We start from the raw sequence: 23,770 nt of genomic DNA, 5'->3' as shown, positions 1-23,770 counted from the left end.
CTTTCAGAAATTCATGCCGTCGATGGACGGCGCTCGGAAGGGATCGGAGACGGGGGCCGCACTGGGTGCACCACTGAAACCGCCGAGTGCCACGGAGTCCGGCGATACCGGAATCTCGTAGGAGTACTCGTCCACGGCGACTTTGCCCTCGCCGCCGAATTGGAGTTCCTCCCGCGCGAGCCCTTCACTGAACTGTGTAGTCACCGCGATCAAACCGAGTCCGAGCCGCGCTTGATCGGCACGGCCGCCGCGCACCGCTGCGCGACCGCTGGTTGACGCGAGGTCCGTCAGCAACGTCCGATCGAAGAATCCACTCTCCGCGAACTCTCCCCGAACGCCGACGCCCGCCATGAAACCGTCGAGAGTCAGTATCCGAGACTGACCTTCGTCGCGAACCTCGACCGAGGACACCAGCTCAGTGATCAACGAAGCCTTGGATCCACCGAGCTCGGTCAGAGCGCGTTCCCAGACCACATCGGCGCCGTCGAGTTCGATTTCACCGGCAGCCAACTTGGACGCCCAGACATCGAGTGCAGAACCCGAACCCCAACCTTGCTTTGCGTACAGCAATTCTGGACTTTGTCGCACGTCCAGCCCCAGCGCCCCCAAGTGCTCGCCGGCGCCGCGGGCCAGCTCGTCCCAAGGCGACGTCATCCAGCCCACCGTGAACAACTCACTGCGCAGTCGCTCGGCAACTTCTACGATCCGAACGGCCTCCGGACGCGCTGAACCGATGGCAGCTGAACGCGGAAGTCCCCAATTGATCTGGCGCGCCGAACCGGAACGCTTGGGCGCTTTCCCCAGCGGCTCGGCCAGGAAAGCCCCTAGTGCGCCGCTCCACGAAACGTGCTGACGGTAGGCGGCGGACAGCTGATCCAGATCACGGAAAGCAGTGCGAAGATTCGCCTGATCCGCTTCCAATTCTCCGGCTGCTCTTCGTTGCCGATTGAGCAACTGGAACAGTTCTTGCTGACTTCGTGTGAACAGGATGAACAAGCTGGAGAACCAGATGAGGATCGCGACAACGACGATCAACGCGCAGTGCCACCACTTCAGAACGTCGCGATACGTCAAGTACCCCGCTACACCCATGATCACGATGGACAGGAACGTGATTATCTGAGCCCATCGGGCGAGACTGCGTTGACTCCCGCGAATCCCCTCGGATTGGTCCTCGAATCCGGAGTGCGCGCGCAGCTTCATGACAAGGCCACTGATTTCACTTCTCGTCGAATGCATTCCCTCGGCAAGGATCTGGCCGAATGCGAAGCCGTACGAACGACGAATGGTCTGCCCCCAGGCGTCCACCGCACTGACGGTTCGACGCGCTTCCAATCCCAGAACCTGATCTTGTTCGAGTTCACGCAACTGAGCGCGGAAGTCCGAGATCGCCATGACGTCGTGCGCATCCAATCCGGATACGCCGGTGCTGGCCGCGATAATTCCCGGTACGTCGGTAAAACGTTGAGCTTTACCCGGAACGATGTCCCCGGCAATACGAATCACGGCCCGGTTGGCGCCGACCTGAACTGGCGGCAATCCCTGCGAACGTTCGCCCGCGTCAGCCAAAGTGAGTGCACCTGCCGAATAGTCGCTCCACAACCGCGACAAGTCGGCAGATGCTGCGTGATGTCGATTATCGGTTCCGGGGTCCAATGCCGTCATCATCTGATGTGACGCGTCACTGAACTCGGACCACTTCACCGAGCGCCCGTCCGGCCCAACTCCATTGACAACAATTGTGTACGCCGACGAATCCGATCCGAAGACAGCCGAGTTGACTGTCGCCGCAACAGCGCCCGAGACTCCCCGAGAGACGCGGTTGTAGAAGGCCATCGGAGCATTTCGCAGAGCGGAACCGATGAAGCTGAAGAACATCACCAGCGCCCGCCACAGACCGATCGCCTGCGAACCCTCGTCCACCGGCCGCGGTACCCGCGACCCGACGAGCATGCCGCGATGCTTGGTCCACAGGTTCTGGGCCATTCTCCCCGTTGCCAGTGGTACATCTTCGACGTAGACAACGCTGCCGCCGGCATCGAGTGGCAATGGAAGCGGACCACCGATGTCGAGAACTTGCTCCCGCAGGTCGTGCTCCGCCCCGGACGTTTCGAGTCGCCGATAAAACGACCGCACCAACCGAATCGCGTCACCCGGGACTACGTGCAAGTCGTCGAACGGCGCGTGCTGAGCGTGTGACCACAACCCCGCTATCCCGGCGATTACCGGAGCAGCATTGCGTCCGATCACCACCGCATCCGTCGTCGCTGCTAGAGACACGTGCCCCATTCCGGGGCCGTTGGAATCTTCCGGCGCGATCAACAGGTTGTGCCAACCGGCCAAAGCCGGCACGGCCGACGCGGGCACGCTCGCACCGCTGCGGGTCAGGATCATCCTGAGTCGAACCAACTGTGCACTTCCGGAATTCGCGACCAACATATCCGCGATGGCCCGCTCGGAATCAACGCGAACTGCCTGAGCTCCCTCGATGAACGGCACCAGAACACAGAGCCGGACCCGGGTGACCCGTGTCGACGCCAACACGTTCTGGAGTGCAATCGTGGACGACTCTCCGCCCACGACGGAGGTAGCGGTCACGCCCGCAGTGCCCGCCATTGCGTCGTGCTCGTCGATCCACAGGAAGGGGTCGAGCAGCCCTGCCGCCGAAAGATCGGTCAGGACGTCACGCACACCATCAGCCGGCCCATGGGCCGCGAGGAATACCGTCAACACACTCATGTCAGAACTGTCCTAGGTCGGGAATCACGATGTCGTTGTCTCCGAAACCGGCCGAAGGCATTGCGGGGATACCGCTGTGCGCGGGACGCATCGCTGCTTCCTCACATGCCTTGACCATCGTCGACAACTCGGCAGTTGCCCAGAAAACGTCGGGCGCGAGGTCACGGAAGATCGGGGTCTTGGACGCTTGACCTCTCGAAGTGATCAGCGAGAAGGTGCCGCCGCCGGCCGCACCGTCCTCACCCGGAGCCATATAGTGATGGCCCGCAAACGCATTCAACCGATCGAGCCACTCGACGGCCTTGGCGCTGCGCTCCTTGGTCGTGGAAACCCCGTCCGATTCCGGAACCGCCGACGGCCATCCGGTTTGGGTTTCCCCGGTACGCAGCCAGTCCGTCAACGCGGCCTTCGCCGAGATCTCGTTGATGCCGCGTGCCGGATCCTCCAGCGTCGCATCGTAAATCGAGCGCAGGGCCCGGTACGGATACATCGAGGACATGACCGGTTGCTGGTGCGACTGCGCCATGGCCAGGAGTACGGACTCGAGCACTGCCGGCAACCAGTCGTTGTTAGCGCCGAAGCGTGCCGGCGGAGTGAGCAGTGGGTTCGGGAAGTCCAGCCACGCACTGTCCGCTGCCGACCAGACCCGCACCGGCTCGAGGAACGGCGGAGCCGGAATCCGGATGCGCCCCAGAACCAGGCCGAGGAACCAGCCTGCCGTCATCGCGCGGCGCTCGTTCTCGTGCATGGGCAACGACGCGGCCAGCGGCCTCGACCGACGCATCGACCAGAATGCTTCCTGCTGCGACGGCGTCGAATCCGCCCACTGCTTCGCGGCCGGCTTGAGGACCGAATCGTAGGCCAGCGGTGAGTAGTTGGGGTAAGAGCCGAAGATGTCGAGTCGTTTGAGTCCACCCTCGTCCGTCAGGACGCGTCCGAAGCCGTCGCCGGTTTCACGGTCGATCTTCGGGTTGTGAATGATGACCTGAGCCAACAGTTCCGACACGGGAAGGTTGAGGAACGGCACTGCCGAGAACTTGTAGCGGTAGGCGATCTGCTGCCCCGGATGCAGCGCTTCCATGGCCTGCTGATTGACGCTCGCGAGCGGACGAGCCAGTGAGAGCGCCTCGCCGAACTTCGAGAGCAACAGCGAAGTACGCTGCGACAGTTCGTATTCAGGGACTCCGGCGGCCACGATGTAATCACGCAACGTCACCTTGCAGAACCGATCGAAGGACTCTCCGGTCCGCGAGACGTACGCCCGTGCACGGTCCAGCAATTCGGCGCCGCGCAGGTGAATGTCGTAACGAGCAGCCGACGGAATGAGCGCTTCATTGGTGGACGGGTTGACCGGGAATGCCTTGGAGCGCCAGGTTGCCGTCCGTTCGATCAATGGCACAACCTGACCCGGAGCCCGCGAACCGTCGGTGGTGGGCCACCGACCGGTAACAACACGCTGCGACGCGATCTGCACGGCCGTCTCGAATGGCGGCGGCACAGACGAATCTTCGGCAACCGCCATCGGCAGGTCACTGCGGTACTGCGAGAGGAACTCCGCCGACGGTGTGAGCATCACCTCGTTGTTCGCCTCGGCGAACCGCTGCGGAACACGCTCACCCGCATCGGAGGGCCAGGCGGCATACTGGTCGGTCTCGAGCCGGGCGAGCCCGACATCGACAGCCGGTGTCTTGCTCGCGATTCGCAACACTGTCTGAGATTCGTTGAGAGCAGCCAATAACGGCGTCATGATCTCCGGAACCAACGCGGCAGCGATGTCTCGAACCTTGCCCGACAGCGTCGAGTAGATCTGCCGACTGACGTTGCTCTGGTATTCAGCGACCACGGAATCGATCACCGCGCCGCTCATCGGGATCGTCCCGTTGAGGCTGGCCAGTGTTGCAGTGACACCCGGCGTGGGTGCGGTGACATCCGCCGGTGCCAGCTTTGCCAGGTCTTCGGCGGCCGGACGAATGATGTCACGCAGGTATGCCGCCAAGCGATTGACAATCGCTGTCGCGTAAGGCAGTCCGAGAGTGGAGACAGCTTCGCCGACCATCGACTCGATGTTGTAGACGATGCGGTCCTGCCAACCGAAGGCATGCAGCAGAGCAGCATTGTCCGACGCACCCCGCAAAGCAATCGAACGGCCACGGATAGCCATCTGGACGTCCGGAACCCACTGCTTGGCATTCATGCCGTCGCCGGACGGAATGTACGGGCGGAGCTGCGATTCGACGATCTGGCGCGACATCCGGCCGATCTCGTCCCACGGCAGAACAGTTCCCGTGATCCATCCGCTGACGTTCGCCGGAGCGGCACCGCCGCCGGAATTTCGATCGGACAGCCCGACGCGCGCCAGAATCGACGGCCATTGGCTGTCGAGAATCGCGTTGACCTGCTCCTCGTCCGAGGCCGGATTCCCCCGCTGAAGGTGTCCGTCGAGCAAACGGTCGACGCTACTGCGAGCGAGTCGCTGAGCCGAGTATTCCGCGTACCGGTCGCGACCCATGCTCAGGCTCGAGAATCCGAATGTGCCCCACGGCAAGCTGTCCCACGCCCCTGCGCCCCATCCGATGTGCTCTCGCAGACCCGCCAGGCCGCCACCGTTCGTGAGGTCGTACTGGATGAACTGGCGAGTCGCGGCACCACTCATCATCAGTCCCGACAGTCCACGTCCGAGACCGCGGTAAATCGCATTCTGAGACCCGTCACCGAACGGTGCGCCTTCGGTACCGACGCGACGGCCGACCGGGAATACCCGGGCGAACGGAACTTCGGCACCCTCACCGTTCTGCTGGCCCAGAGCTTTCAAAATCGTGACGTCGTGGTCGCGCGCCGAACCCATCTGGCTGGCGACGATCTCGCCGAGCATCGCCAATGCATTTGCACTGACGCCAGTAGTCGCGCTCTTCCCCAACCCGTCGAAGATGTCGGGCGCGACCATGAACACGCCCATCATTCGCGGATCCAAACGCGGTATGAGAGTAAGCAATCGGCAGATGTCCAGCGCCATCGACGCACCGGCACCACCAGCCATCGAGGAAACGACCAGAACGATCGGGGCTTCACCGGGATCGAAAGAACCGCCACCAGGAATGTTCAGCGAACGCATTTCCGTCTCGGTTGTGACGGTGAACAAGGTGTCCCACGCCCGTTGCAGCACTTCGCTGATACCCGTGGTCTTACTCAGCGTGATCATGCGTCCCAGCGCGCGGAATTGTCCGGCTCCCGAACCGATCGGCACCGGCACATTCCGCGGATCGCGGGGCGCCCAGGTCGCGATCGAGCTCAACTGCTGACGTGCTGTCAGCTGGTTGGAGAGAGCGTTGTCCAACACTGCATACGAATCACCTTGCGGCCCACTGCCGAAGTAGCTACCGCCCTGGTCGCGGACATTGTTGAGTCCGTCCGGACCCGACTCGGGCGCGGTAGGCACGTCGAGGCTCACGAACTGCCAGCCGGACGGGATCTTGTCGACGCCGACGGCTGCAAGATCGGAGCGCAGCTGATCCATCATGTAGGACAACGTGACCGCGCCCGATCCGCCGCAACCAACTACCAGAAAACGCCTCATGCCGGTCCTCTCGAAATGATGATGCCTACGCTGAAAGTCATTACCGGCCTCGACCGTTCGGCGGTCCGAATGGATCGAACCCGCTCGGCGGCGCAAATGGATCTGCGTTGCCGCCGCCGGAAGCCGGTGGAGCCCAAGTCGACTCACCCGGATGTCCGCTTGCCGGCTGGAAACCGCCCGGGACGGCTCCACCCGGCGGGCCGCCGAACGGATCTGCGGCCGACGAACCCTGCTGGCCGCCCGGACTATTCGGCCCGCCGGAAACACCGCCGGCACCAGAAGTACCGACTGATGCTGCACGCAACTGGGACACCGCACCGGCTGCGTTTCTCCGGACGTCGTCGAGCACTCGGGCGACCCGATTCTCGTCGGCATCGGCACTGATCAGCAGCAACAACGTCGCAGATTCTGCAGGACCGTTCGGATCGTGGAAGACCGCCCACGAGTTGTGTACTGCCAGCGGAAGTCGTGCGTTGCCGGCCTTGTCCGTTGCCGGAGCCGAACCCGACGCACCGAGCAATCCCGGCAGGCTTGCCGTGACATATCCGGCTCCGACCGGTGAAAGTCCCACATGTGTGCGCAATTCGACGCCGTCGGCGTCAAGCACGCGAGCCGCTTCGTGCATTCCACGTACCGACTCGACAAGATCGCGGTCACGCAGTTCGAACGGTCGCCCCTCGCGAAGAATTTCACCGTTTCTGATCTCGATCGGGAACTTCTTGGCTTTGAGCCCACCCGCCGGAATTTTTGCGGTCAGCCACTTGCCCAAGTACAGGAGCAGTAGTGGGATACCCGGGCCGAGCAGCAGCGCCACGATCAGTGTCAACCAGAAGCGGCCCGTATCGACCTGCTTCTGGACGTCCGCGGTGAACTCCACGGGCACGGAGACCTCGCGGTCACTCTCCCCCTCCGGCGATACCAGCAGTGACATCGTGCCACTGACAGTTCCGTTGGCAGCGTTCTCGATGTCGATCGACACCGGAAGTGTGCCAGTCGAATCGAGGCACTGCGCGTCACCCGACGTGGTCAGCACTACCGATCCGATGCCGTCCGGTGATCCCTTGATCGACACCGGATTTCCCGAGTCGAGCCGGATGCATCCGGCGCCGGTGACGTCGAGAGTTCGATCGAAACGTCCGCTACCTTCGAGGGTGCCGAAATCGACTCGCGTCGGAAGCGACGGGAATCCGATCGGCGGCGCGACTGGCAGAGCGATGTCGACCGACTGAGGCGTCAATGCCGTTCCCGGCTCGACGCCACCGTCCGCTCGAGTTGCGTTCGCCGTCGTGACGTTGAGTGTGAGCCGCAGTGTCGAATCTCCCGGTGGGACGTCGGTGAGGTCGAGTTCTACCGACTCACCGATTCGGTCCTTCGGCAACGGCGCTGCCACGTCGTGCACGGTGCCCGTCGAATCCACAATCGAGACCGACAGTTCGGCCGTTCCCAGCAACGTCTCCGGATCAATCGGCGCACGGTCGGCACCGACGATTCCGAGTTCGATGGCACTGGTCTTCTCACCGGTATGAACTGCGGCCGTCTTCTGGCCCAGCCAGGCTGGAAACAGGTTGCCGGAAATATGAATGTTGGACTTGGATCGCGCCTGCGCCGCAGACCCGGTGGGGTCGACAAATGCCAGTGCCCACACACCCTGCCACTGGGGTGAACCCGCATCGGTCATCGAGAAGGACACCGAATTCGGCGATTCCCATCGATAGTTGATCTCGACTCCGCCGAGTTGTCCACGAGAATCGGTTCCGACGGCAGTCAACGGCAAGGCCAGTTGCTCTCCGTTCGGAGAAATCAATGTCGGAATCAAGCCTGGCGCGTCCGCAAAGCCGAGCACGTTGACGGCGCTGATCGAGCTGTCCAGGACAAACCTGTGTTTGCCTTCCTCACACACGTCTCGGACGCAGACACCGCTCTCACGTTCCAACGGAGCCTGGCCTGGCGTGCTGATGGAATCGAACGCAAACAGCAGGTCGTCGATGTTCTGAGCGAGGAAGAACTCACCGGGCGGCGGAGCTTGCACAGCGCCGCACTGGGTACCGTCGCCGGAAGTTCCGGAGGTGATCGCGCGCATCAGATCGAAGTCGGCGGCGACGGCAGTACCGGCCGCAAGACCGATGCCGAACGTCTTGATTCCTGCGCTGCGCATCTGGTCTGCGATGCCCGCCGGTCGACAGATCGATTCGGTTGCTGCTGCTATGACCGCCTTGACGCCGTCCGGCGAACCCAATGTCGCTCCCGGCGCATACGGCTTGCTGCCGTCGCGTTCGGTGAAGTCCAGTTTGCCGTCGGAGAACCATGCGATTGCCTGGCACCGCCGGGATCCGTCGGTGCTCTGCGGGCGATCACCCAGATCGTTCCGAGCGCCGTCCATCGCCCCCCAGTAGTCGGTGTCGATTCCGTTTGTCCGGCTGCGGAACTCGTCGACCGAACTCTTGAGCGTAGGTAACGTTCCGGAATCCAGAGAGGTCCAACCCGTATGCACCGTGTAATCGCTCGAGAACCCGGCGATGGCGACGTTGAGGTCTACCGCGGCGGATTCTCCGAAAGCAGTAAGACGGTCCAACAGGAAATTCGCTGCGGATACTCGCGCCGCGGCGGGGTCGGATATCTGCAGGCTCGACGACTCGTCGACCAGAAGGAGAAGATCTCCCGTCTGCTGCGAGGCGAGGCACGAACCGAAGTCTTCGACCGCCGAAGTCGTATTTCCGGCTGCTTGCGCCGTGACGACTCCGAAACCGCTCACGGCATTGAGCATCAGTATTCCGAAAATGAAAAGCGCGCCGGTGCGTATTCTGCTCACAGCCGTCCAATCCAATCAGCAATGTTCCATGCACTGATCAGTACTGCAATGCATGAAACAGCGAGTACGACGCGGGTAGCCCAGGGCACCCACAGAGGCTCCGAATAGAACGCACTGGCCCGGGCCTGCGTATCTCGGTAAGTAAAGGCAGCAAGCAACCCGATTGCCACTGGGCCGCTGAGAACCCAGGCGATGACAGCAATTGGTCCCGAACCGAGCGCGACCAAGGCTACGACGGCCACGATCAGCCCGATCACCGCAGCGGCTCCGGCAGCGGTCAACCATGCTGTCGGCGCGGTACGCATCTGAATGGGAGCGCTGGGGCCGACTGTGCCGAAGGAATCGACGGCAGGCCTGCCCGGCGGTTGCCCGAAGCCCGCTGGAGGCTGCCCGAAGCCCGGTGGCGACTGCTGGCTCAGCGGCGGCGGAGCGCCGAATCCGCCGGAGGACCGAGTGAAGTCGCCGGCTCCTTGGTCAGGTACGCCACTGTTTCCCGGCTGCGGACGTGAATATTCGCTGAAGTCGAATGGATCAGGCGGACGTACCAAGGAACGCTCCTTGCAATGGGAATTGAAACGGCAACCAGAACTCGGAGAGCACTTACTGAGATACTTCGGTCAAACGAACTGCATTGCTACATTCGCGGCATTGAGGCGTGGAACGACCACAGGTGTCCTTCCCCCCCAAATTGCACGAACATATATCACCACACGAGTCGGACAATTTCCCCGGTGACCCTCGGAATGGTCGAACCGAGGTAGAGAACTCGGACGGAACGCCCAGACTAGACTGGAGGTTCACCGCCGATGTGCGGCTGGTAATCGAAAGGCACGTCATCACGCAATCTCCCGCTCCGCACGACATCTACTTCGTACCCCCGGAGCAGGACACCCCCGAACCCGTGAAACCCGTCTCGGCTTCGGTACGCGCTCGATTGAACGACCGCCCCGAAACAGTGCGATTCAAAAATCGGTTCGCACTCCCGATCACCACCACCACCCCGCTCGAAGCGATGATCGAGGATCTTCTGTTCATCCGCGACATTCTCGACGCGGCCGGCATCGAATACCTCCTCGTCCGTGGCAACGACGAACGCGCGGTCATCGCCGTCAACTGGATCTACCGCAAGAAATTGCGGCGTGCCTTGATCGAAGGATGCCAGGACACACCGTTCTATTCGAAGACTCTCGATGCAAAGAAGAGTCCGGCACTCCTGATCGCCGACGGCAGCATTTCCTCGACACCGAAAGCACGCATCTTTCGGTTGTTCCGCCCTCGGGTACATGTGACTAGCGGCCTCAACTACGGGGCGAACATCGGTCTTCAGATCGAACTGTGGTCCATGTCCGAAGAAGAAATAATTCTCCCCGTGGAGAATTCCCTGACCCGGCGCACCGTGCGTCCGGAAGAAGCAGTCCGCGGCACGGTGGAACGTTTCGGCAGAATCTGGCCGACGATCGAGAACATGTTCGCCGACCACGCCTCGGACATCAATTTCGACATCGACCTCGTCTTCTCGTGGGTCGACGGTTCGTCCAAGGAATTTCAGGCTCAGCGGGCGCTTCGGATGAAGAACTACGTCGTCGGCGAGGGAGACGATTCCGCGGCGCGTTTTCGACAGATCGACGAATTGAAATATGCACTGCGATCCGTGCACATGTACGCCCCGTGGATCCGACGGATATTTGTTGCTACCGATTCCGAACGACCGGCCTGGCTCGCCGACGATCCGCGCGTCACATTCATGCCGAGTGAAGAATTCTTCGCCGATACAACTGTGCTGCCGACACACAATTCGCAGGCCGTCGAATGCCAATTGCATCACATACCGGGGCTTTCCGAGCATTTCCTCTATTCCAACGACGACATGTTCTTCGGCCGCCCCGTCAGTCCGGACATGTTCTTCTCGCCCGGCGGAATCAGTATGTTCATCGAAGCAGACACGCGAATCGGGCTTGGGCACAACGATGACGACCGCAGTGGTTTCGAAAATGCGGCTCGGGTCAATCGACGACTCCTACAAGAGCGGTTCGGACTAATGACAACTCGTCATCTCGAACACGCCGCAACGCCCTTGCGCAAAAGCGTCATGGCGGAAATGGAAATCGAATTCGCGGCTGATTTTGCGGCAACCGCGGCAAGCACTTTCCGCGCGAGCTCCAACATTTCGGTGACCAACTCGCTGTACCACTACTACACCCTGATGAGCGGACGGTCTGTCGTCCAGAAGTCTGCGACAGTCAAGTACGTCGATACCACCGTCAAAGATGGCCTTCGACAGATGAATTCATTGCTCGAGAATCGTTCGATGGATTTCTTCTGCCTAAATGACGGCAGCGCTCCGGAGATCGACCTCGAGCTGCGCACACGAAAAGTGACCGAATTCCTCGAGAATTACTACCCCATCCCGGCTCCGTGGGAGCAGCGCAGTTGATCCTAACTGCCTGCAGTGCTTAATGTTTCACTGACCACGATGCCCGCAGCGGCCAATTTGACCGCCGCTGCGGCAGCATCGACTGGCTCGCCCACGCTGGGATAGGTGCCGATCGGAACCACCGAATGAACGATCGTATCGGCGTACACGTGAACCAGATTGCAACCCTGCGCACCGTCACGGCCACGCTGGCCACCCACCTCGACATTGAGGTCTTGGGTGTAACAGGTCGACGACGCCACCGATACCGGAATCCCGGCGAAAGTCGCCATCGTCGAATAGTGCAGGTGCCCAGCCAGAATAGACCTCACATCACTACCGCGAAGCACATCAGCCAACCGCGACTGGTCTCGAAGTTCCACAGAAACCGCCAGGTCTTGAATACAGGGAACCGGCGGATGATGAAGGGCCAGAATCGTTCCGTCCGGAGCGGGGCTTGCCAACTCGATTCGGAGCCAATCCAACTGGGCGTCGGTGATCTCGCCGTAGTGATGACCAGGAACACTCGAGTCCAGGGTGATGATGCGGAGTCCGTTGACGTCGTACACACGATCAACCGGCTGCTGTGACGGCAACTCGCTGAGCAACGACGTCCGGAAGTGTTCACGATCGTCGTGGTTTCCCATCGCCCAGATGACCTCGGCACCGACACCGGCTGCCACCGGCTCCACAATTGCCTTCAGTTTCTCGTACGCATCAGGTTCCCCGCCGTCGGTCAGATCGCCGGTGAAGATCAAAGCCTGCGGGCGCGCCCCAGAATTTTCGACACCGGCCAGGACCTCGCGAAGCCGCGCTTCTGCATCGACTGCGCCGTAGAGGTCCCCTTCGGCAACGAGGTGGGTGTCACTCAAGTGCACCAGGAAATGCTTCGGATGTGGGTACTCGGCATGTCGAACGCTCATCGGTCTCTCGCTTCCGCTAGCCGACGTGCAGGCGCCGGTGCACCTACGAACTTCGACAGTAGTCACCGCCCGTTTCGCACTGTCCGGGCACACCCTCGAGCAGCCCGCGGCAATCGGTAGTTGAAGCAACGAGTAGTGTGTGCCGAGTGTTGCTCCTGACCTCTCGACGCTACGTCGACCTTCGCCTGCAGGCGAGCGCCATCTGTATGCGCTCGCTCTGACCTAGCGCGTACCAGGACACATTTTTCGCAAAACCCCGCCTGAATCTCTTCATGGCGTGCTGTGTTTTGCTCTCTTCGATTTCTCGAAAGGCATTGTCATGCCCAGCTCCACCCAAACCGGTGCACCGGAAAGCTCCAAGACTCGATTTCCTTCTTGGGCAACATCATTCGGACCACAGATTATCGCCGGCCTCATTATCGGTGTGATCATCGGCCTCGTGGCACGAGCGATGCCCGACGCGGCAGACGGCAATAGCAACTGGCTCATCGGTACTGTGGCAACCATTGGTTCCAGCTACGTCAAGCTGCTCACCGTGGCCGTGATTCCGCTGGTCTTCACCGCCATCGTCAGCTCGATCGCCAACCTCCGCGAGGTCGCGAATGCCGCCCGCCTGGCAGTCCAGACATTGCTGTGGTTCGCGATCACCGCGTTCATCGCCGTGATCATCGGCATCGTCGTCGGTCTGATCACCGATCCGGGATCGCGGACCGACGTCGCCATCGACGCTGCCAAGGAACCGAAGAGTTCCGGTTCCTGGTGGGCGTTTGTCACCGGTTTGGTACCCAACAACTTCCTCGGCTTGGGCGCGAAGACCTCGGTCGTGGAGGGTGCGGCCACGACGTCGCTGAGCTTCAACGTTCTGCAGTTGCTCGTCATTGCCGCAGCTATCGGTATCGCCGCACTGAAGATCGGCGCGAAGGCCGAACCGTTCCTCGAATTCAACGCTTCACTTCTCGCCATCATCCAGAAGATCCTCTGGTGGATCATCCGCCTGGCACCGATCGGCACCGCCGCCCTGATCGCCAACGCCGTCGCAACCTACGGCTGGGACGCCATCGGCTCGCTGGGCGTCTTCACGGCTGCCGTCTACATCGGCCTCGCCATCGTCTTCTTCGTCGTGTACCCCGCCCTCATTGCCGCACACGGCCTCTCGGTTCGGAACTTCTTCTCCGGCGTGTGGCCTGCCACGCAGCTCGGCTTCGTTTCCCGCTCGTCGATCGGCACCCTGCCGTTGACCGAACGAGTCACCGAACGCAATCTCGGTGTTCCCCGCGAATATGCGTCGTTCGCTGTGCCGCTCGGTGCGACCACCAAGATGGACGGTTGCGCGGCGATCTACCCCGCAATCGCAGCGATCTTCGTCGCCGGTTTCTACGACGTCCCGCTCTCCTTCACCGATTACCTGCTGATCATCGTGGTTTCGGTCATCGGTTCTGCTGCAACTGCCGGCACCACGGGCGCAACGGTCATGCTCACGCTGACCCTCTCGACTCTGGGCCTCCCGCTCGCCGGCGTCGGATTGTTGCTTGCCGTTGAGCCAATCGTCGACATGGGCCGCACCGCAGTCAACGTCACCGGCCAGGCACTTGTCCCGGTCATCGTCGCCAAGCGTGAAGGCATTCTCGACACTGCACGCTTCAACGCCCCGCGCAACGGAGATCCCTTCTCCGAGGAGCTTGTCGACGCCTAATCCCCCGCTTCACACACAACGTCCCCCGCACCACTGAGATTTCGGTGCGGGGGACGTTGCTGTGTACGGGCAGAAGCTCAGAGTCCGAGAGCCTTCGACAGCGTCGGCCATGCTTTGGGGAAACGATCACGCCAATATCCCCACGAGTGAGTGCCGTTGGGCTCGTAATCCACGGTGGCGGCGATATCGAGTGAGCGCAGCCGCTCGTCGAAAGCCTGAGTACACATATTGGCGACCGCCTCGATCGTCCCGCCGACGATCAGACGATCAGCTAGGTCCGGCGTCTGCAGTGTCTCGTTCACACCAGGCGTGCCCGGCGCCGCGGACAGGTAGATTTCTGTTCCCCGGAGTTGCTCGGCATTGAGGAGCGAGTCGTGCGCTTCCCACTCCGGCCCACCGGGCTCGCCCCACATGTTGTCCACGTTCCCGCCACGCGAGGTCACGGTCGAGAGAATGCTGGCACGACCCCAGCGATCTGTCGTCGAGTAGCACCCGCTGAAACCCGCCACTCCCTTGTACATTCCGGGATGTCGCGTAGCGAGCATCATTGCGCCCTGCGCACCCATCGACGTGCCCGCAATTGCCTTGACGCCGTTGGTGGCGAATCTTGCATCGATGAGCGGAGGCAATTCGTTGGTGATGAACGTTTCCCACCGGTGCAAACCGAGATTCGGATCGACATTCTGCCAATCCGTGTACATACCGGCTTTGCCACCGTTGGTCATGACGACGTAGGCATTCTTGTCGGCAAAGAATGCCGGTGCCTCGCCGACGGTCACCCATCCGCTCGAGTCCTCCGCTGCTGCAGCACCGTCGAGGAGGTAAAGAGTAGGCCGCGGTACAGAATTGTCCGACGGGAGCAGGATTTCTACGCCCACGTCGCGCTGCAGAGCCGGCGACGCAATCGTCAGGCGCACAGCCTGCGGTCCGGTGACACTTTCACCGACGATTGTCGCGGCCCCGAGCCCGCTGCGCAGTTCCGGACGAATCCCCGGCTTACCCTGCATGGATCCTGGCACCGTGGAACCGTATTCCAAAACCTCCATGCTGTCGGAAGTCGGGGTCGCACCCACCGCTGCGGTACTGAACACCTGAATCCCAAGAGCACACAGGGCTGTCGCGACGACTCCGGCCCGGCGCGCAGAGGTGGGCGAAGTCAAGCTCTTCTTCATCAGGCTCCCAAACGGTGGAAATGAAATCCCGTGAAATATATCGTCTCGTTCAGGAGGAACCTCCGGTACACCTGTCCTGATACACAAAATGTCCGGTGGTTCGCCAGATCTCAAAGGCCGAGAGCCCTCGACAGAGTCGGCCACGCCTTGGGGAAACGCTCACGCCAGTACGCCCACGAATGAGTACCGTTCGGCTCGTAATCGACCGTTGCCGCGATATCGAGATCCTGCAATCGTCGGTCGAACTGCCTCGTGCACTCCTCGGCTGAGGCTTCGATACCGCCGCCGAGGAGCAGACGCTCACCGAGCTCCGGAGTCTCCAATGTTTCGTCCGAACCCGGCAATCCGTTGGCCACCGAAATATAGATCTCTTTGCCGCGCAATCTTTCCGCGTTCAAGAATGAGTCGTGTGCTTCCCACCCCGGTCCACCGAGTTCGCCCCACATGTTGTTGGGATCCCCGCTGCGCGAAGTGACCGTCATCTGCGTACTCGTCCTGCCCCACACATCCATCGTCGAATAGCAGCCGCTGAAAACCGCGATTCCGCTGTACAACGTCGGGTTTCGGTGGGCAAGCATCATCGCGCCCTGCGCACCCATCGAATGGCCTGAAATCGCCTTGACGCCGGTGGTCTCGAACCGCCCATCGATCAGCGGCGGCAGTTCCTGGGTGAGATATGTTTCCCACTTGTTCAGGCCGAGCTGGGGGTCTATCTCCTCCCAGTCCGTGTACAAGCTAGCTGCGCCGCCGTTCACCACCACCACGTACACATTCTTGTCTGCGAAGAACTCGGGTGCGCCGCCATCCGTTATCCACTTACTTGTGTTCTCACCCGCGTCGACTCCGTCGAGTATGTACAGGACCGGGCGCGGTACCGAACTGTCGGCGGGAAGCAGAATCTCGACCCCGACTTCGCGTCGTAATGCGGGCGACGCGACCGTCAGCCGCCGCGATTGAGCGCCAGTGACGCTCTCCCCGGTGATCTCCGGCGTGACGATATCGTCTCGAAGCACCGGTAGCGGTTCGGATGCATCCCGGAATTCCTCAGGCATAGTGGTCCCGAAACCCAGGCCTCCGAGAGACTCGATGGTCTCCATGGTTCCGACACTGCCGGCACTCTCGAGAGTTCCGGGGCTCGGAGCAGCACCTGCTGCCGTCGCACCGACCACCGGAGTGGACAGCGCGCACAACACGATCAGTGCCACGCCAAGCTTTCCGATTCGGGCGCGCGCGGTCGATGTGACGTTCAATTCGGACTCCAAGGGTTAAATGCGACCCCTGGAAGATACCGTGCAGTCGCGTTAAATTTCCTATTTCGGGCACTGTACCCAGCGACAAATCCGAAATCGCAAGACCGCAACGGAACTCGCAACCATAGGTCTTGATACACAAAATGTCCCTGCATCGATTGATCGACACAGGGACATCAGGTTCGCCAGATCTCAGACGCCGAGCGCCTTCGACAGAGTCGGCCACGCTTTGTAGAAACGCTCACGCCAGTACGCCCACGAATGAGTACCGTTGGGCTCGTAATCCACCGTTGCCGCGATATCGAGATCCTGTAACCGCTCGTCGAACTCGTGCGTGCACTGATTTGTCACCGCTTCGATACCGCCGCCGACGACCAGACGCTCGAGGAGTTCAGGAGTCTGCGACGTTTCGGCAAAGCCTGGCAATCCATTGGCCACCGAAATGTAAATCTCTTTGCCACGCAGACTTTCCGCATTCAAGAGCGAGTCGTGTGCTTCCCACTCCGGCCCGCCGGGCTCGCCCCATACATTGTTGAGACCCCCACCTCGCGAAGTGACAGTCGCCTGGGTACTCGCCCGACCCCACAGGTCCATCGTCGAATAGCAGCCACTGAAAACAGCGACTCCGCGATACATTTCCGGGTATCGGTGGGCAAGCATCATCGCGCCTTGCGCGCCCATCGAGTTGCCGGCAATGGCGTTGATGCCATTGGTATTGAATCGCGTATTGATCAACGGCGGCAGTTCCTGGGTGATGAAGGTTTCCCACTTGTGCAGGCCGACGTTGGGATCCACGTTGTCCCAGTCCGTGTACAGGCCCGCCACGCCACCGTTGATCATCACAACGTTCACGTTCTTGTCTGCGAAGAACGCCGGAGCGCCGCCGATCGTCATCCACCCGCTTGTGTCTTCCCCCGCGTCGACACCTTCGAGCATGTAAAGGGCCGGGCGCGGTACCGAAGCATCTCGTGGAAGCAGAATCTCGACGCCCACTTCGCGTCGCAATGCGCGCGACGCGACCGTCAGTCGCAGCGATTGAGCGCCGGTGACGTTCTCACCTTTGATCTCGGAGATCACAATGTCGTCGCGCAAGGCCGGAATTGGTCCCGGATCATTCTGGAATACCTTGGGCATCGTCGAGCCGAAATCAAAGCTCCCCATGGTCTCGAGGCTTCCCCCGACGCTCCCGAGACTGCCGGTGTTCGTCACGCTCCCCTCAACACTCCCGAGACTCCCCAGGCTCCCGGTGCTCGGCTCAGCACCTGCTGCCGTTGCACCGACTACCTGCGTAGCCAGCGCACACAGTGAAATCACCGCTACACCCAGCTTGCCGATTCGAGCGGGTGCGGTCGACTTGATCTTCAATTGGACTCCAAAAGTAAAATGCGATCATTGGAACATACAGGGCAGTCGCCTGAAATTTTTCGATATGCATCGCACTGTCTCGAGAGTGTCGGCAGCCCGGATTAGTCTGGAGCGATGCAACCGGCAGCAACGACAGTCCTCGACTTGGACCAGATCCGTGCAGTCGTCGGTACAACAACGTTTCAGCGCGGCCTCACCTATTTTCGGCAGGGCGCGGTCCGCGAATTCGAGTGGGACGGAGCATCCGAGACCCTGGTCGGTGAGGTTTCGGGTACCAAGACATACGTCACGACGGTCTTTCTCACGCGCCGACCGCACGGTGTAGTCACCATCCTCCGCGGCGTCTGCACCTGTCCGGTGCGTATGAATTGCAAGCACGTAGCCGCGCTCGTCGTAGCTGCCGCGGCACAGGCGGCACTACCAAAACCTTCCGTGACCTGGGAAGATTCGCTGCGCACCCTCCTGCGAGGCGGTGCTGTCGAACACGCAGCGGCTGATCTCGGCATTCAATTCACACTTCGAACACACGGCGAGCGCCGACAACTACTGATCAAACCTGTCCAGCCCGGAGCCCGGGGATGGATATCCGGCGGGCTGGCCTGGAACAAGCTCGGCACTTCGTATCGGCATCCTGCTCGACAAATCCGGATCCTGCACGACATCCACCTACTGTTCAACGGCGGATCGGTCTATCGGCACCAGACCGCCACAGAAATTGATCTGGCAGACTTCCCGAGCCCCGGACTCTGGACATTGCTCGCCGAAGCCGGCAGCGCCGGAATTCCCCTGATGCACTCCGATCCACGACTCGGGCCCGTCACGCTCGAACACGGTGCGCACCTATCCATCGACGTGACAACCGGCCCCGACGACGGACTGATCATCGCACCGAGCGTCCGAATCACCTCCGCTACCGGGGGGATGAAATCGACGCCATCGATGTGGGGACTCATCGGTCCTACTGCGCACGGGGTGTTCACCGCAGATCCCGAGGGTACTGTTCGGCTGGCCCCACTGAGTGATCCCATCACGGCGGAGCTTCAAGAATTCTTCAACGCCCGCAACACTATTGACGTACCTGCGGAGCATCGCGACACATTCTCGTCGCGCTACGCCGTCAATCTCACTGCGCTCGCAGACATTGTCTCCTCCGACAACTCGTATGTTGCGCCTGCCGTCACCGGACCCGTGCTGCATCTACAGGCCCGATTCAGCGATGATCATCGCGTCGACCTGCAGTGGGAGTGGCATTACGCCGTCGGCACCGAGCACTTTTCAGTAGCGGTGGAGGCACACTCCACCACCGTCGACTGCCGCTCGTACGACGCCGAACAGAGCATCCTCGACACAGTGCTCCCCCTGCTCACACCGACCGGCAACCCACCGAGTTCACAGAAATTAAGCGACGGCCCGTTGACCGGCCTGAACACCATGCGATTCGCTCTCGACGTCCTCCCCCTACTACTCGATCACCCCGACACCGAGGTCGCCGTCATAGGCTCGCCGGCACACTACAGAGCTACCGACGATTCACTCGTTATCGGACTCTCCGCTTCTGCTTCGTCGGACACCGTCAGTTCCGACTGGTTCGACCTCGACGTCACCATCAACGCCGACGGACAGAAAGTGCATTTCGCCGACATCTTTGCCGCACTCAGTCACGGTGACACCGAACTTCTACTCCCCGACGGCGCATACTTCAGCCTCGACAAACCCGAACTCCGTGAACTCGAGCGCCTCATCACCGAAGCTCGCTCGCTCCTCGACCGACCCAACGGGCCTCTCAAGATTAGTAAGTTCCAAGCTGGCCTCTGGGACGACCTCTCTTCATTGGGAATCATCGAACATCAAGCAGCACAATGGAAAGAACAAGTTGGCGGGCTTCTCGCTCACCCCACCATCGAGCAAGTCGACGTCCCCGAGACACTGCACGCCACACTCCGTCCCTACCAGATCGAAGGGTACCGCTGGCTCAACTTCTTACGAAAGCACGGCCTCGGCGGAATCCTCGCCGACGACATGGGACTGGGTAAAACACTGCAAACGCTGGCAATGATTGCCGTTGCACGCCAAACGGATCCGGCGACACCGCCATTTCTGATCGTTGCACCGACCAGCGTTGTGTCCAACTGGAAATCCGAAATCGCGAAATTCACACCGGAACTCGCAACGGTAGTCGTTGCCGGAACTCTCAAACGACAAAATATCGATCTCACCGACATCGTTGACGGCGCCGACATCGTGCTCACCTCGTACACATTGCTCCGGCTCGACGCCGAATCCTATTCCGCCAACAGTTGGTCCGGCCTCATCCTCGACGAGGCCCAGTTTGCAAAGAACCACAAATCCAAAGTCCACCAGTGCGCCCGAAACCTCGAAACACCGTTCAAGCTCGCAATCACGGGAACCCCGATGGAAAACAACCTGACGGAGCTCTGGTCACTACTCTCGATCACTGCTCCCGGGCTCTTCCCGAATGCCGTGCAGTTCACCGAACAGTACCGTCGACCCATTGAAAATGACGGCGACACAGACCGTTTGGAACAATTACGCCGACGCGTCAAGCCCTTGATGATTCGACGAACCAAAGAGCAGGTAGTTCACGATCTTCCGGCCAAGCAAGAACAAGTGCTCGAGATCGAACTCCACCCCAAACACCGCACGCTCTACGACACCCATCTTCAACGTGAGCGCCAGAAGATCTTGGGACTACTGACCGACGTCGACAAGAATCGATTCACGATCCTCGCGTCCCTCACACTCTTACGTCAGCTCAGCCTGGACGCTTCGCTGATCGACGACAAACACACGGCCATCCCGTCAGCAAAGGTCGACGCACTTGTCGAGCAACTGGACGACGTCATCGCCGGCGGGCACCGAGCACTGATCTTCAGCCAATTCACCGGATTCCTCGCCTCCGTTCGAAAACGGCTCGACGCCGAGAACATTCGCTACTGCTACCTCGACGGCAGTACGCGCAATCGCGGACAAGTATTGGACGAGTTCAAGACCGGCACTGCGCCGGTGTTTTTGATCAGCCTCAAAGCTGGTGGCTTCGGGCTCAACCTCACCGAAGCCGACTACTGCTTCATTCTCGATCCCTGGTGGAATCCTGCTACCGAAGCGCAAGCTGTGGACCGCGCCCATCGAATTGGCCAAACCCGGAACGTCATGGTGTACCGACTCATCGCCAAAGACACGATCGAAGACAAGGTCATGGCCCTCAAAGCCAAGAAATCCGCGTTGTTCTCGAGCGTCATGGACTCCGATGAATTGCTCAGCTCCACCCTGGGAGCCGACGACATCCGCGCACTGTTCGACTGAAAGGCCACAACACCTCACACCGCCCACCCTGGAATCGTGGGTAGCGGTATGGTGAATCAGGAACGGACAATACAGAACTCACGAATGTGGAATACCACCACACTCGAACGAGAGGAACCTGAATGGGCGTCACACTTGCCAAGGGCGGCAACGTATCTCTGTCGAAGGCAGCACCCAACCTGACCAAGATCTCGGTCGGCCTCGGATGGGACGCAAGAAGTACCAGCGGCGCTGACTTCGACCTCGACGCCAGCGCTTTGGTCACCGGCCCCGAACGCAAGGTACTTTCGGACCTTCACTTCGTGTTCTACAACAACCTCCGCTCTCCGGACGGTTCCATCGAACACACCGGAGACAACCTCACCGGAGATGGTGACGGCGACGACGAGGTAATTAACGTCGACCTTTCCGCCGTGCCTCCCAACGTCACCAACATCTTCTTCCCGGTATCGATTCACGACGCCGACGCTCGACTCCAGTCATTCGGTCAGGTCACCAACGCCTACATTCGCGTCGTCGACCTTTCCACTGGATCTGAACTCGCACGCTACGACCTCTCCGAAGATGCCTCGACGGAAACCGCGATGATCTTCGGTGAGCTGTACCGCCACAACGCCGAATGGAAGTTCCGGGCAATCGGCCAGGGATACGCGTCCGGTCTCGCCGGTATCGCCCGCGATTACGGCGTCAATATCTGACCTGTTGAACAGCAATGGGGTTCGGGCCGAAGTTCAAAGTCGGCCCGGGCCCCATTTCTTTAACGTTGCAGGACTGCCCGCGCAAGATCGACCGCCCACGGCATATCCTGCGTCGAGCCGATTCCCAAGAGATCCTGCCCAATTGCTCCGATCAGATCGAGAACCTCCACCGTGGTGTGGGCACGCTTCACCGGTACCGCTGACTCCGCCGTCAAAACAACCGATGATCGGATCTGCGACAGAGAGCCCGCAACAAGATGGTGGCGATCCGACGGATCCAATCCCGCAGCCACCGACAAAAGGATCAGAAGTTCAACTGCCCGCGCAGTTCCGTAAGGCGCAACAGGTACTCGCGCAACGATGCAGTCCCACAGCACATCGGCATCCTCCGACGCCGCGCGCCCACGACGGGTCAATACGATCTTGCCCTTGAGCTTCCTCGCCAGACCCCAACCTCGCAGCAGGACGAACAACCGCGTGGCCTTGGGCAAATTCACTGGCCCGAGTTCCGGCTGATCCAGCATAGCGTCGACCGTCGAGTCGAAGGTCGCCACTTCGATTCCCTCGGCGCCGATCAAAGTCAACAACATCTGAAGTCGAGCGCCTGCCTCGACACGAGTCTCGGTCGAGTTCTCGGAAGAATCATCGATACAAGCTATTTCGAAGACATCATGCAGCTCAGGAACACTTGCCGGTGCAAGCAATTCAAAAAGGTTTCGAATGTCGAAGTCGCGAGGGAACGACTGTACGACTGACTCACTCTTCGGCGTTCCAGCACAACGGGATAGTCGATCATTAACTTCGTCGAGGTCAAAATACTCGGGATCGAAATCCGTCTGAGCCCATTCCAACGTCCACTCACGCGACCGCAGTTCATCGGAAACGAGCACGCCGAGTAGTTGCTCGTATTCCTCGGGGCCAACGCACGCTTCCGGCGGACACGCGCCGACTCCGTCGACACAGATCGCAGAAACGCCGATATCGCAGTCGTCGACCGCATCGAGAATCAAAGCATGACGCCAGCTCCCCAAGCGACCGTATCGATACTGAATCTTATCTCCGGGCAAGACCAGAATCTCGTCCAAACGGATTTCGTTTTCAGCGACAGCGATCTGCCCCGCACCACGACGGTCGGAAACTCGGTGAAGGGGTACGTACTCCTCGAAATCTCCGGGGAACCGTGTGCCGGCCTTTCTCCATGTATGTCCGTGCGTATCGCGCCAGCCCATGGCGCGCTGGACGAGGGAATGGAGGTGGTCCAGCGTGACATCGGAATTTACGATAATCCGACGCGATACCTGCGTGGATATGTCATCAAGTCGGACCGAGATCCGATAACTCATCGATAACGAACGCCTCTGTGCTCGAAGCGAGTAGCCGAATGGATATTCCGGCGCACCGTCACCAAGGTCGGCCACATCACCTTCTTGCGCACTCAGATCTTCCGGTACAAGTCGCAAGTGCGATGCACCGGAGTCACGGAAGCCAACCATAGGTGTCCACTATGCCACGGATTGCCGACAATCCCGGGGTATCTTTCGCCAGTCCGCATTTCAGATCCACCCTGGTATCGAGCGAGCGATACGTTCACCCACCCACCGCATCGCGTGAACGTATCACCACCCCTGCCGAACCCCGGCAGCGATACGTTCACCCCGGCCCGCACCACCCCGACCGGCCCCACAGAATCGTTCCGGAACACGAAAAAACCCCCAACCACGAATGGTTGGGGGCTATCTCGTAAATTGTGTTCGGCGGTGTCCTACTCTCCCACACCCTGTCGAGTGCAGTACCATCGGCGCTGAAGGGC

At 60.6% G+C, this 23,770-nt stretch carries 13 protein-coding genes; 4 read left to right on the top strand and 9 right to left on the bottom strand.

Annotated elements, in window-relative coordinates:
• Nucleotides 1–3: 3 nt before the first annotated feature.
• The 4 genes from MTX36_RS21915 to MTX36_RS21900 are packed head-to-tail and all read right to left on the bottom strand — an operon-like array spanning nucleotide 4 to nucleotide 9,670.
• Nucleotides 4–2,739, bottom strand: a complete 2,736-nt coding sequence (locus tag MTX36_RS21915) for a magnesium transporter (protein ID WP_243621750.1) — start codon at nucleotides 2,737–2,739, stop codon at nucleotides 4–6.
• A 1-nt stretch (nucleotide 2,740) separates the two neighbouring features.
• Nucleotides 2,741–6,313: a tubulin-like doman-containing protein gene (locus MTX36_RS21910; RefSeq protein ID WP_243621749.1), complete on the bottom strand. Its 3,573-nt coding sequence runs from the start codon at nucleotides 6,311–6,313 to the stop codon at nucleotides 2,741–2,743.
• Between the two features lie 40 nt (nucleotides 6,314–6,353).
• Nucleotides 6,354–9,122 carry a vWA domain-containing protein gene (locus MTX36_RS21905; RefSeq protein WP_243621747.1) on the bottom strand — a complete coding sequence of 923 codons (2,769 nt, stop codon included), beginning with the start codon at nucleotides 9,120–9,122 and terminating at the stop codon, nucleotides 6,354–6,356.
• Nucleotides 9,119–9,670, bottom strand: coding sequence for a hypothetical protein (locus MTX36_RS21900; protein ID WP_243621746.1), 552 nt, complete (start codon nucleotides 9,668–9,670; stop codon nucleotides 9,119–9,121). The genes MTX36_RS21905 and MTX36_RS21900 overlap by 4 nt, the downstream gene beginning before the upstream one ends.
• 353 nt (nucleotides 9,671–10,023) lie before the next feature.
• Here MTX36_RS21900 and MTX36_RS21895 point away from each other — a divergent pair, with 353 nt between their 5' ends.
• Nucleotides 10,024–11,556 (top strand): stealth family protein, encoded by a 1,533-nt coding sequence (locus MTX36_RS21895; protein ID WP_243621801.1) that lies wholly within the window; start codon nucleotides 10,024–10,026, stop codon nucleotides 11,554–11,556.
• A gap of 2 nt (nucleotides 11,557–11,558) precedes the next feature.
• On the opposite strand, the gene MTX36_RS21890 is transcribed toward MTX36_RS21895, so the two are convergent.
• Nucleotides 11,559–12,458 (bottom strand): phosphodiesterase, encoded by a 900-nt coding sequence (locus MTX36_RS21890; protein ID WP_243621744.1) that lies wholly within the window; start codon nucleotides 12,456–12,458, stop codon nucleotides 11,559–11,561.
• A gap of 319 nt (nucleotides 12,459–12,777) precedes the next feature.
• On the opposite strand from MTX36_RS21890, the gene MTX36_RS21885 reads away from it, so the two are divergent.
• On the top strand, nucleotides 12,778–14,151 hold the full coding sequence (locus MTX36_RS21885; RefSeq protein WP_243621743.1) for a dicarboxylate/amino acid:cation symporter: 1,374 nt from the start codon (nucleotides 12,778–12,780) through the stop codon (nucleotides 14,149–14,151).
• Nucleotides 14,152–14,228: 77 nt separating this feature from the next.
• Here MTX36_RS21885 and MTX36_RS21880 read toward each other — a convergent pair whose 3' ends face one another.
• From MTX36_RS21880 to MTX36_RS21870, 3 genes are all read right to left on the bottom strand, one after another.
• Nucleotides 14,229–15,323, bottom strand: coding sequence for an alpha/beta hydrolase family protein (locus MTX36_RS21880; protein ID WP_243621741.1), 1,095 nt, complete (start codon nucleotides 15,321–15,323; stop codon nucleotides 14,229–14,231).
• Nucleotides 15,324–15,433: 110 nt separating this feature from the next.
• Nucleotides 15,434–16,573 (bottom strand): alpha/beta hydrolase family protein, encoded by a 1,140-nt coding sequence (locus MTX36_RS21875; RefSeq protein ID WP_243621740.1) that lies wholly within the window; start codon nucleotides 16,571–16,573, stop codon nucleotides 15,434–15,436.
• Between the two features lie 192 nt (nucleotides 16,574–16,765).
• Nucleotides 16,766–17,938 (bottom strand): alpha/beta hydrolase family protein, encoded by a 1,173-nt coding sequence (locus tag MTX36_RS21870; protein ID WP_279394895.1) that lies wholly within the window; start codon nucleotides 17,936–17,938, stop codon nucleotides 16,766–16,768.
• Nucleotides 17,939–18,052: 114 nt separating this feature from the next.
• Between MTX36_RS21870 and MTX36_RS21865 the strand changes: the two genes are divergently transcribed.
• Both MTX36_RS21865 and MTX36_RS21860 read left to right on the top strand, forming a co-directional pair.
• Complete coding sequence (locus MTX36_RS21865) at nucleotides 18,053–21,262, top strand: DEAD/DEAH box helicase (protein ID WP_243621739.1); 3,210 nt, start codon at nucleotides 18,053–18,055, stop codon at nucleotides 21,260–21,262.
• 122 nt (nucleotides 21,263–21,384) lie between these two features.
• Nucleotides 21,385–21,960 carry a TerD family protein gene (locus tag MTX36_RS21860; protein ID WP_094274183.1) on the top strand — a complete coding sequence of 192 codons (576 nt, stop codon included), beginning with the start codon at nucleotides 21,385–21,387 and terminating at the stop codon, nucleotides 21,958–21,960.
• A gap of 59 nt (nucleotides 21,961–22,019) precedes the next feature.
• Here MTX36_RS21860 and MTX36_RS21855 read toward each other — a convergent pair whose 3' ends face one another.
• A complete protein-coding gene (locus MTX36_RS21855; protein ID WP_243621738.1) occupies nucleotides 22,020–23,453 on the bottom strand; it encodes a plasmid pRiA4b ORF-3 family protein in 1,434 nt (477 codons plus the stop codon).
• Between the last annotated feature and the right edge of the window lie 317 nt (nucleotides 23,454–23,770).

Source organism: Rhodococcus sp. ARC_M6 (assembly GCF_022810305.1).
In the GTDB taxonomy this organism is placed as follows: domain Bacteria; phylum Actinomycetota; class Actinomycetes; order Mycobacteriales; family Mycobacteriaceae; genus Rhodococcus_F.
This window is presented reverse-complemented; position numbering and strand designations above follow the sequence as displayed.

Excerpts from the sequence above, each read along its gene's own strand:
- MTX36_RS21915 (WP_243621750.1), bottom strand. The coding sequence starts at position 2,739 with ATGAGTGTGTTGACGGTATTCCTCGCGGCCCATGGGCCGGCTGATGGT.
- MTX36_RS21910 (WP_243621749.1), bottom strand. The coding sequence starts at position 6,313 with ATGAGGCGTTTTCTGGTAGTTGGTTGCGGCGGATCGGGCGCGGTCACG.
- MTX36_RS21890 (WP_243621744.1), bottom strand. The coding sequence starts at position 12,458 with ATGAGCGTTCGACATGCCGAGTACCCACATCCGAAGCATTTCCTGGTG.
- MTX36_RS21885 (WP_243621743.1), top strand. The coding sequence starts at position 12,778 with ATGCCCAGCTCCACCCAAACCGGTGCACCGGAAAGCTCCAAGACTCGA.
- MTX36_RS21880 (WP_243621741.1), bottom strand. The coding sequence starts at position 15,323 with ATGAAGAAGAGCTTGACTTCGCCCACCTCTGCGCGCCGGGCCGGAGTC.
- MTX36_RS21865 (WP_243621739.1), top strand. The coding sequence starts at position 18,053 with ATGCAACCGGCAGCAACGACAGTCCTCGACTTGGACCAGATCCGTGCA.
- MTX36_RS21860 (WP_094274183.1), top strand. The coding sequence starts at position 21,385 with ATGGGCGTCACACTTGCCAAGGGCGGCAACGTATCTCTGTCGAAGGCA.
- MTX36_RS21855 (WP_243621738.1), bottom strand. The coding sequence starts at position 23,453 with ATGGTTGGCTTCCGTGACTCCGGTGCATCGCACTTGCGACTTGTACCG.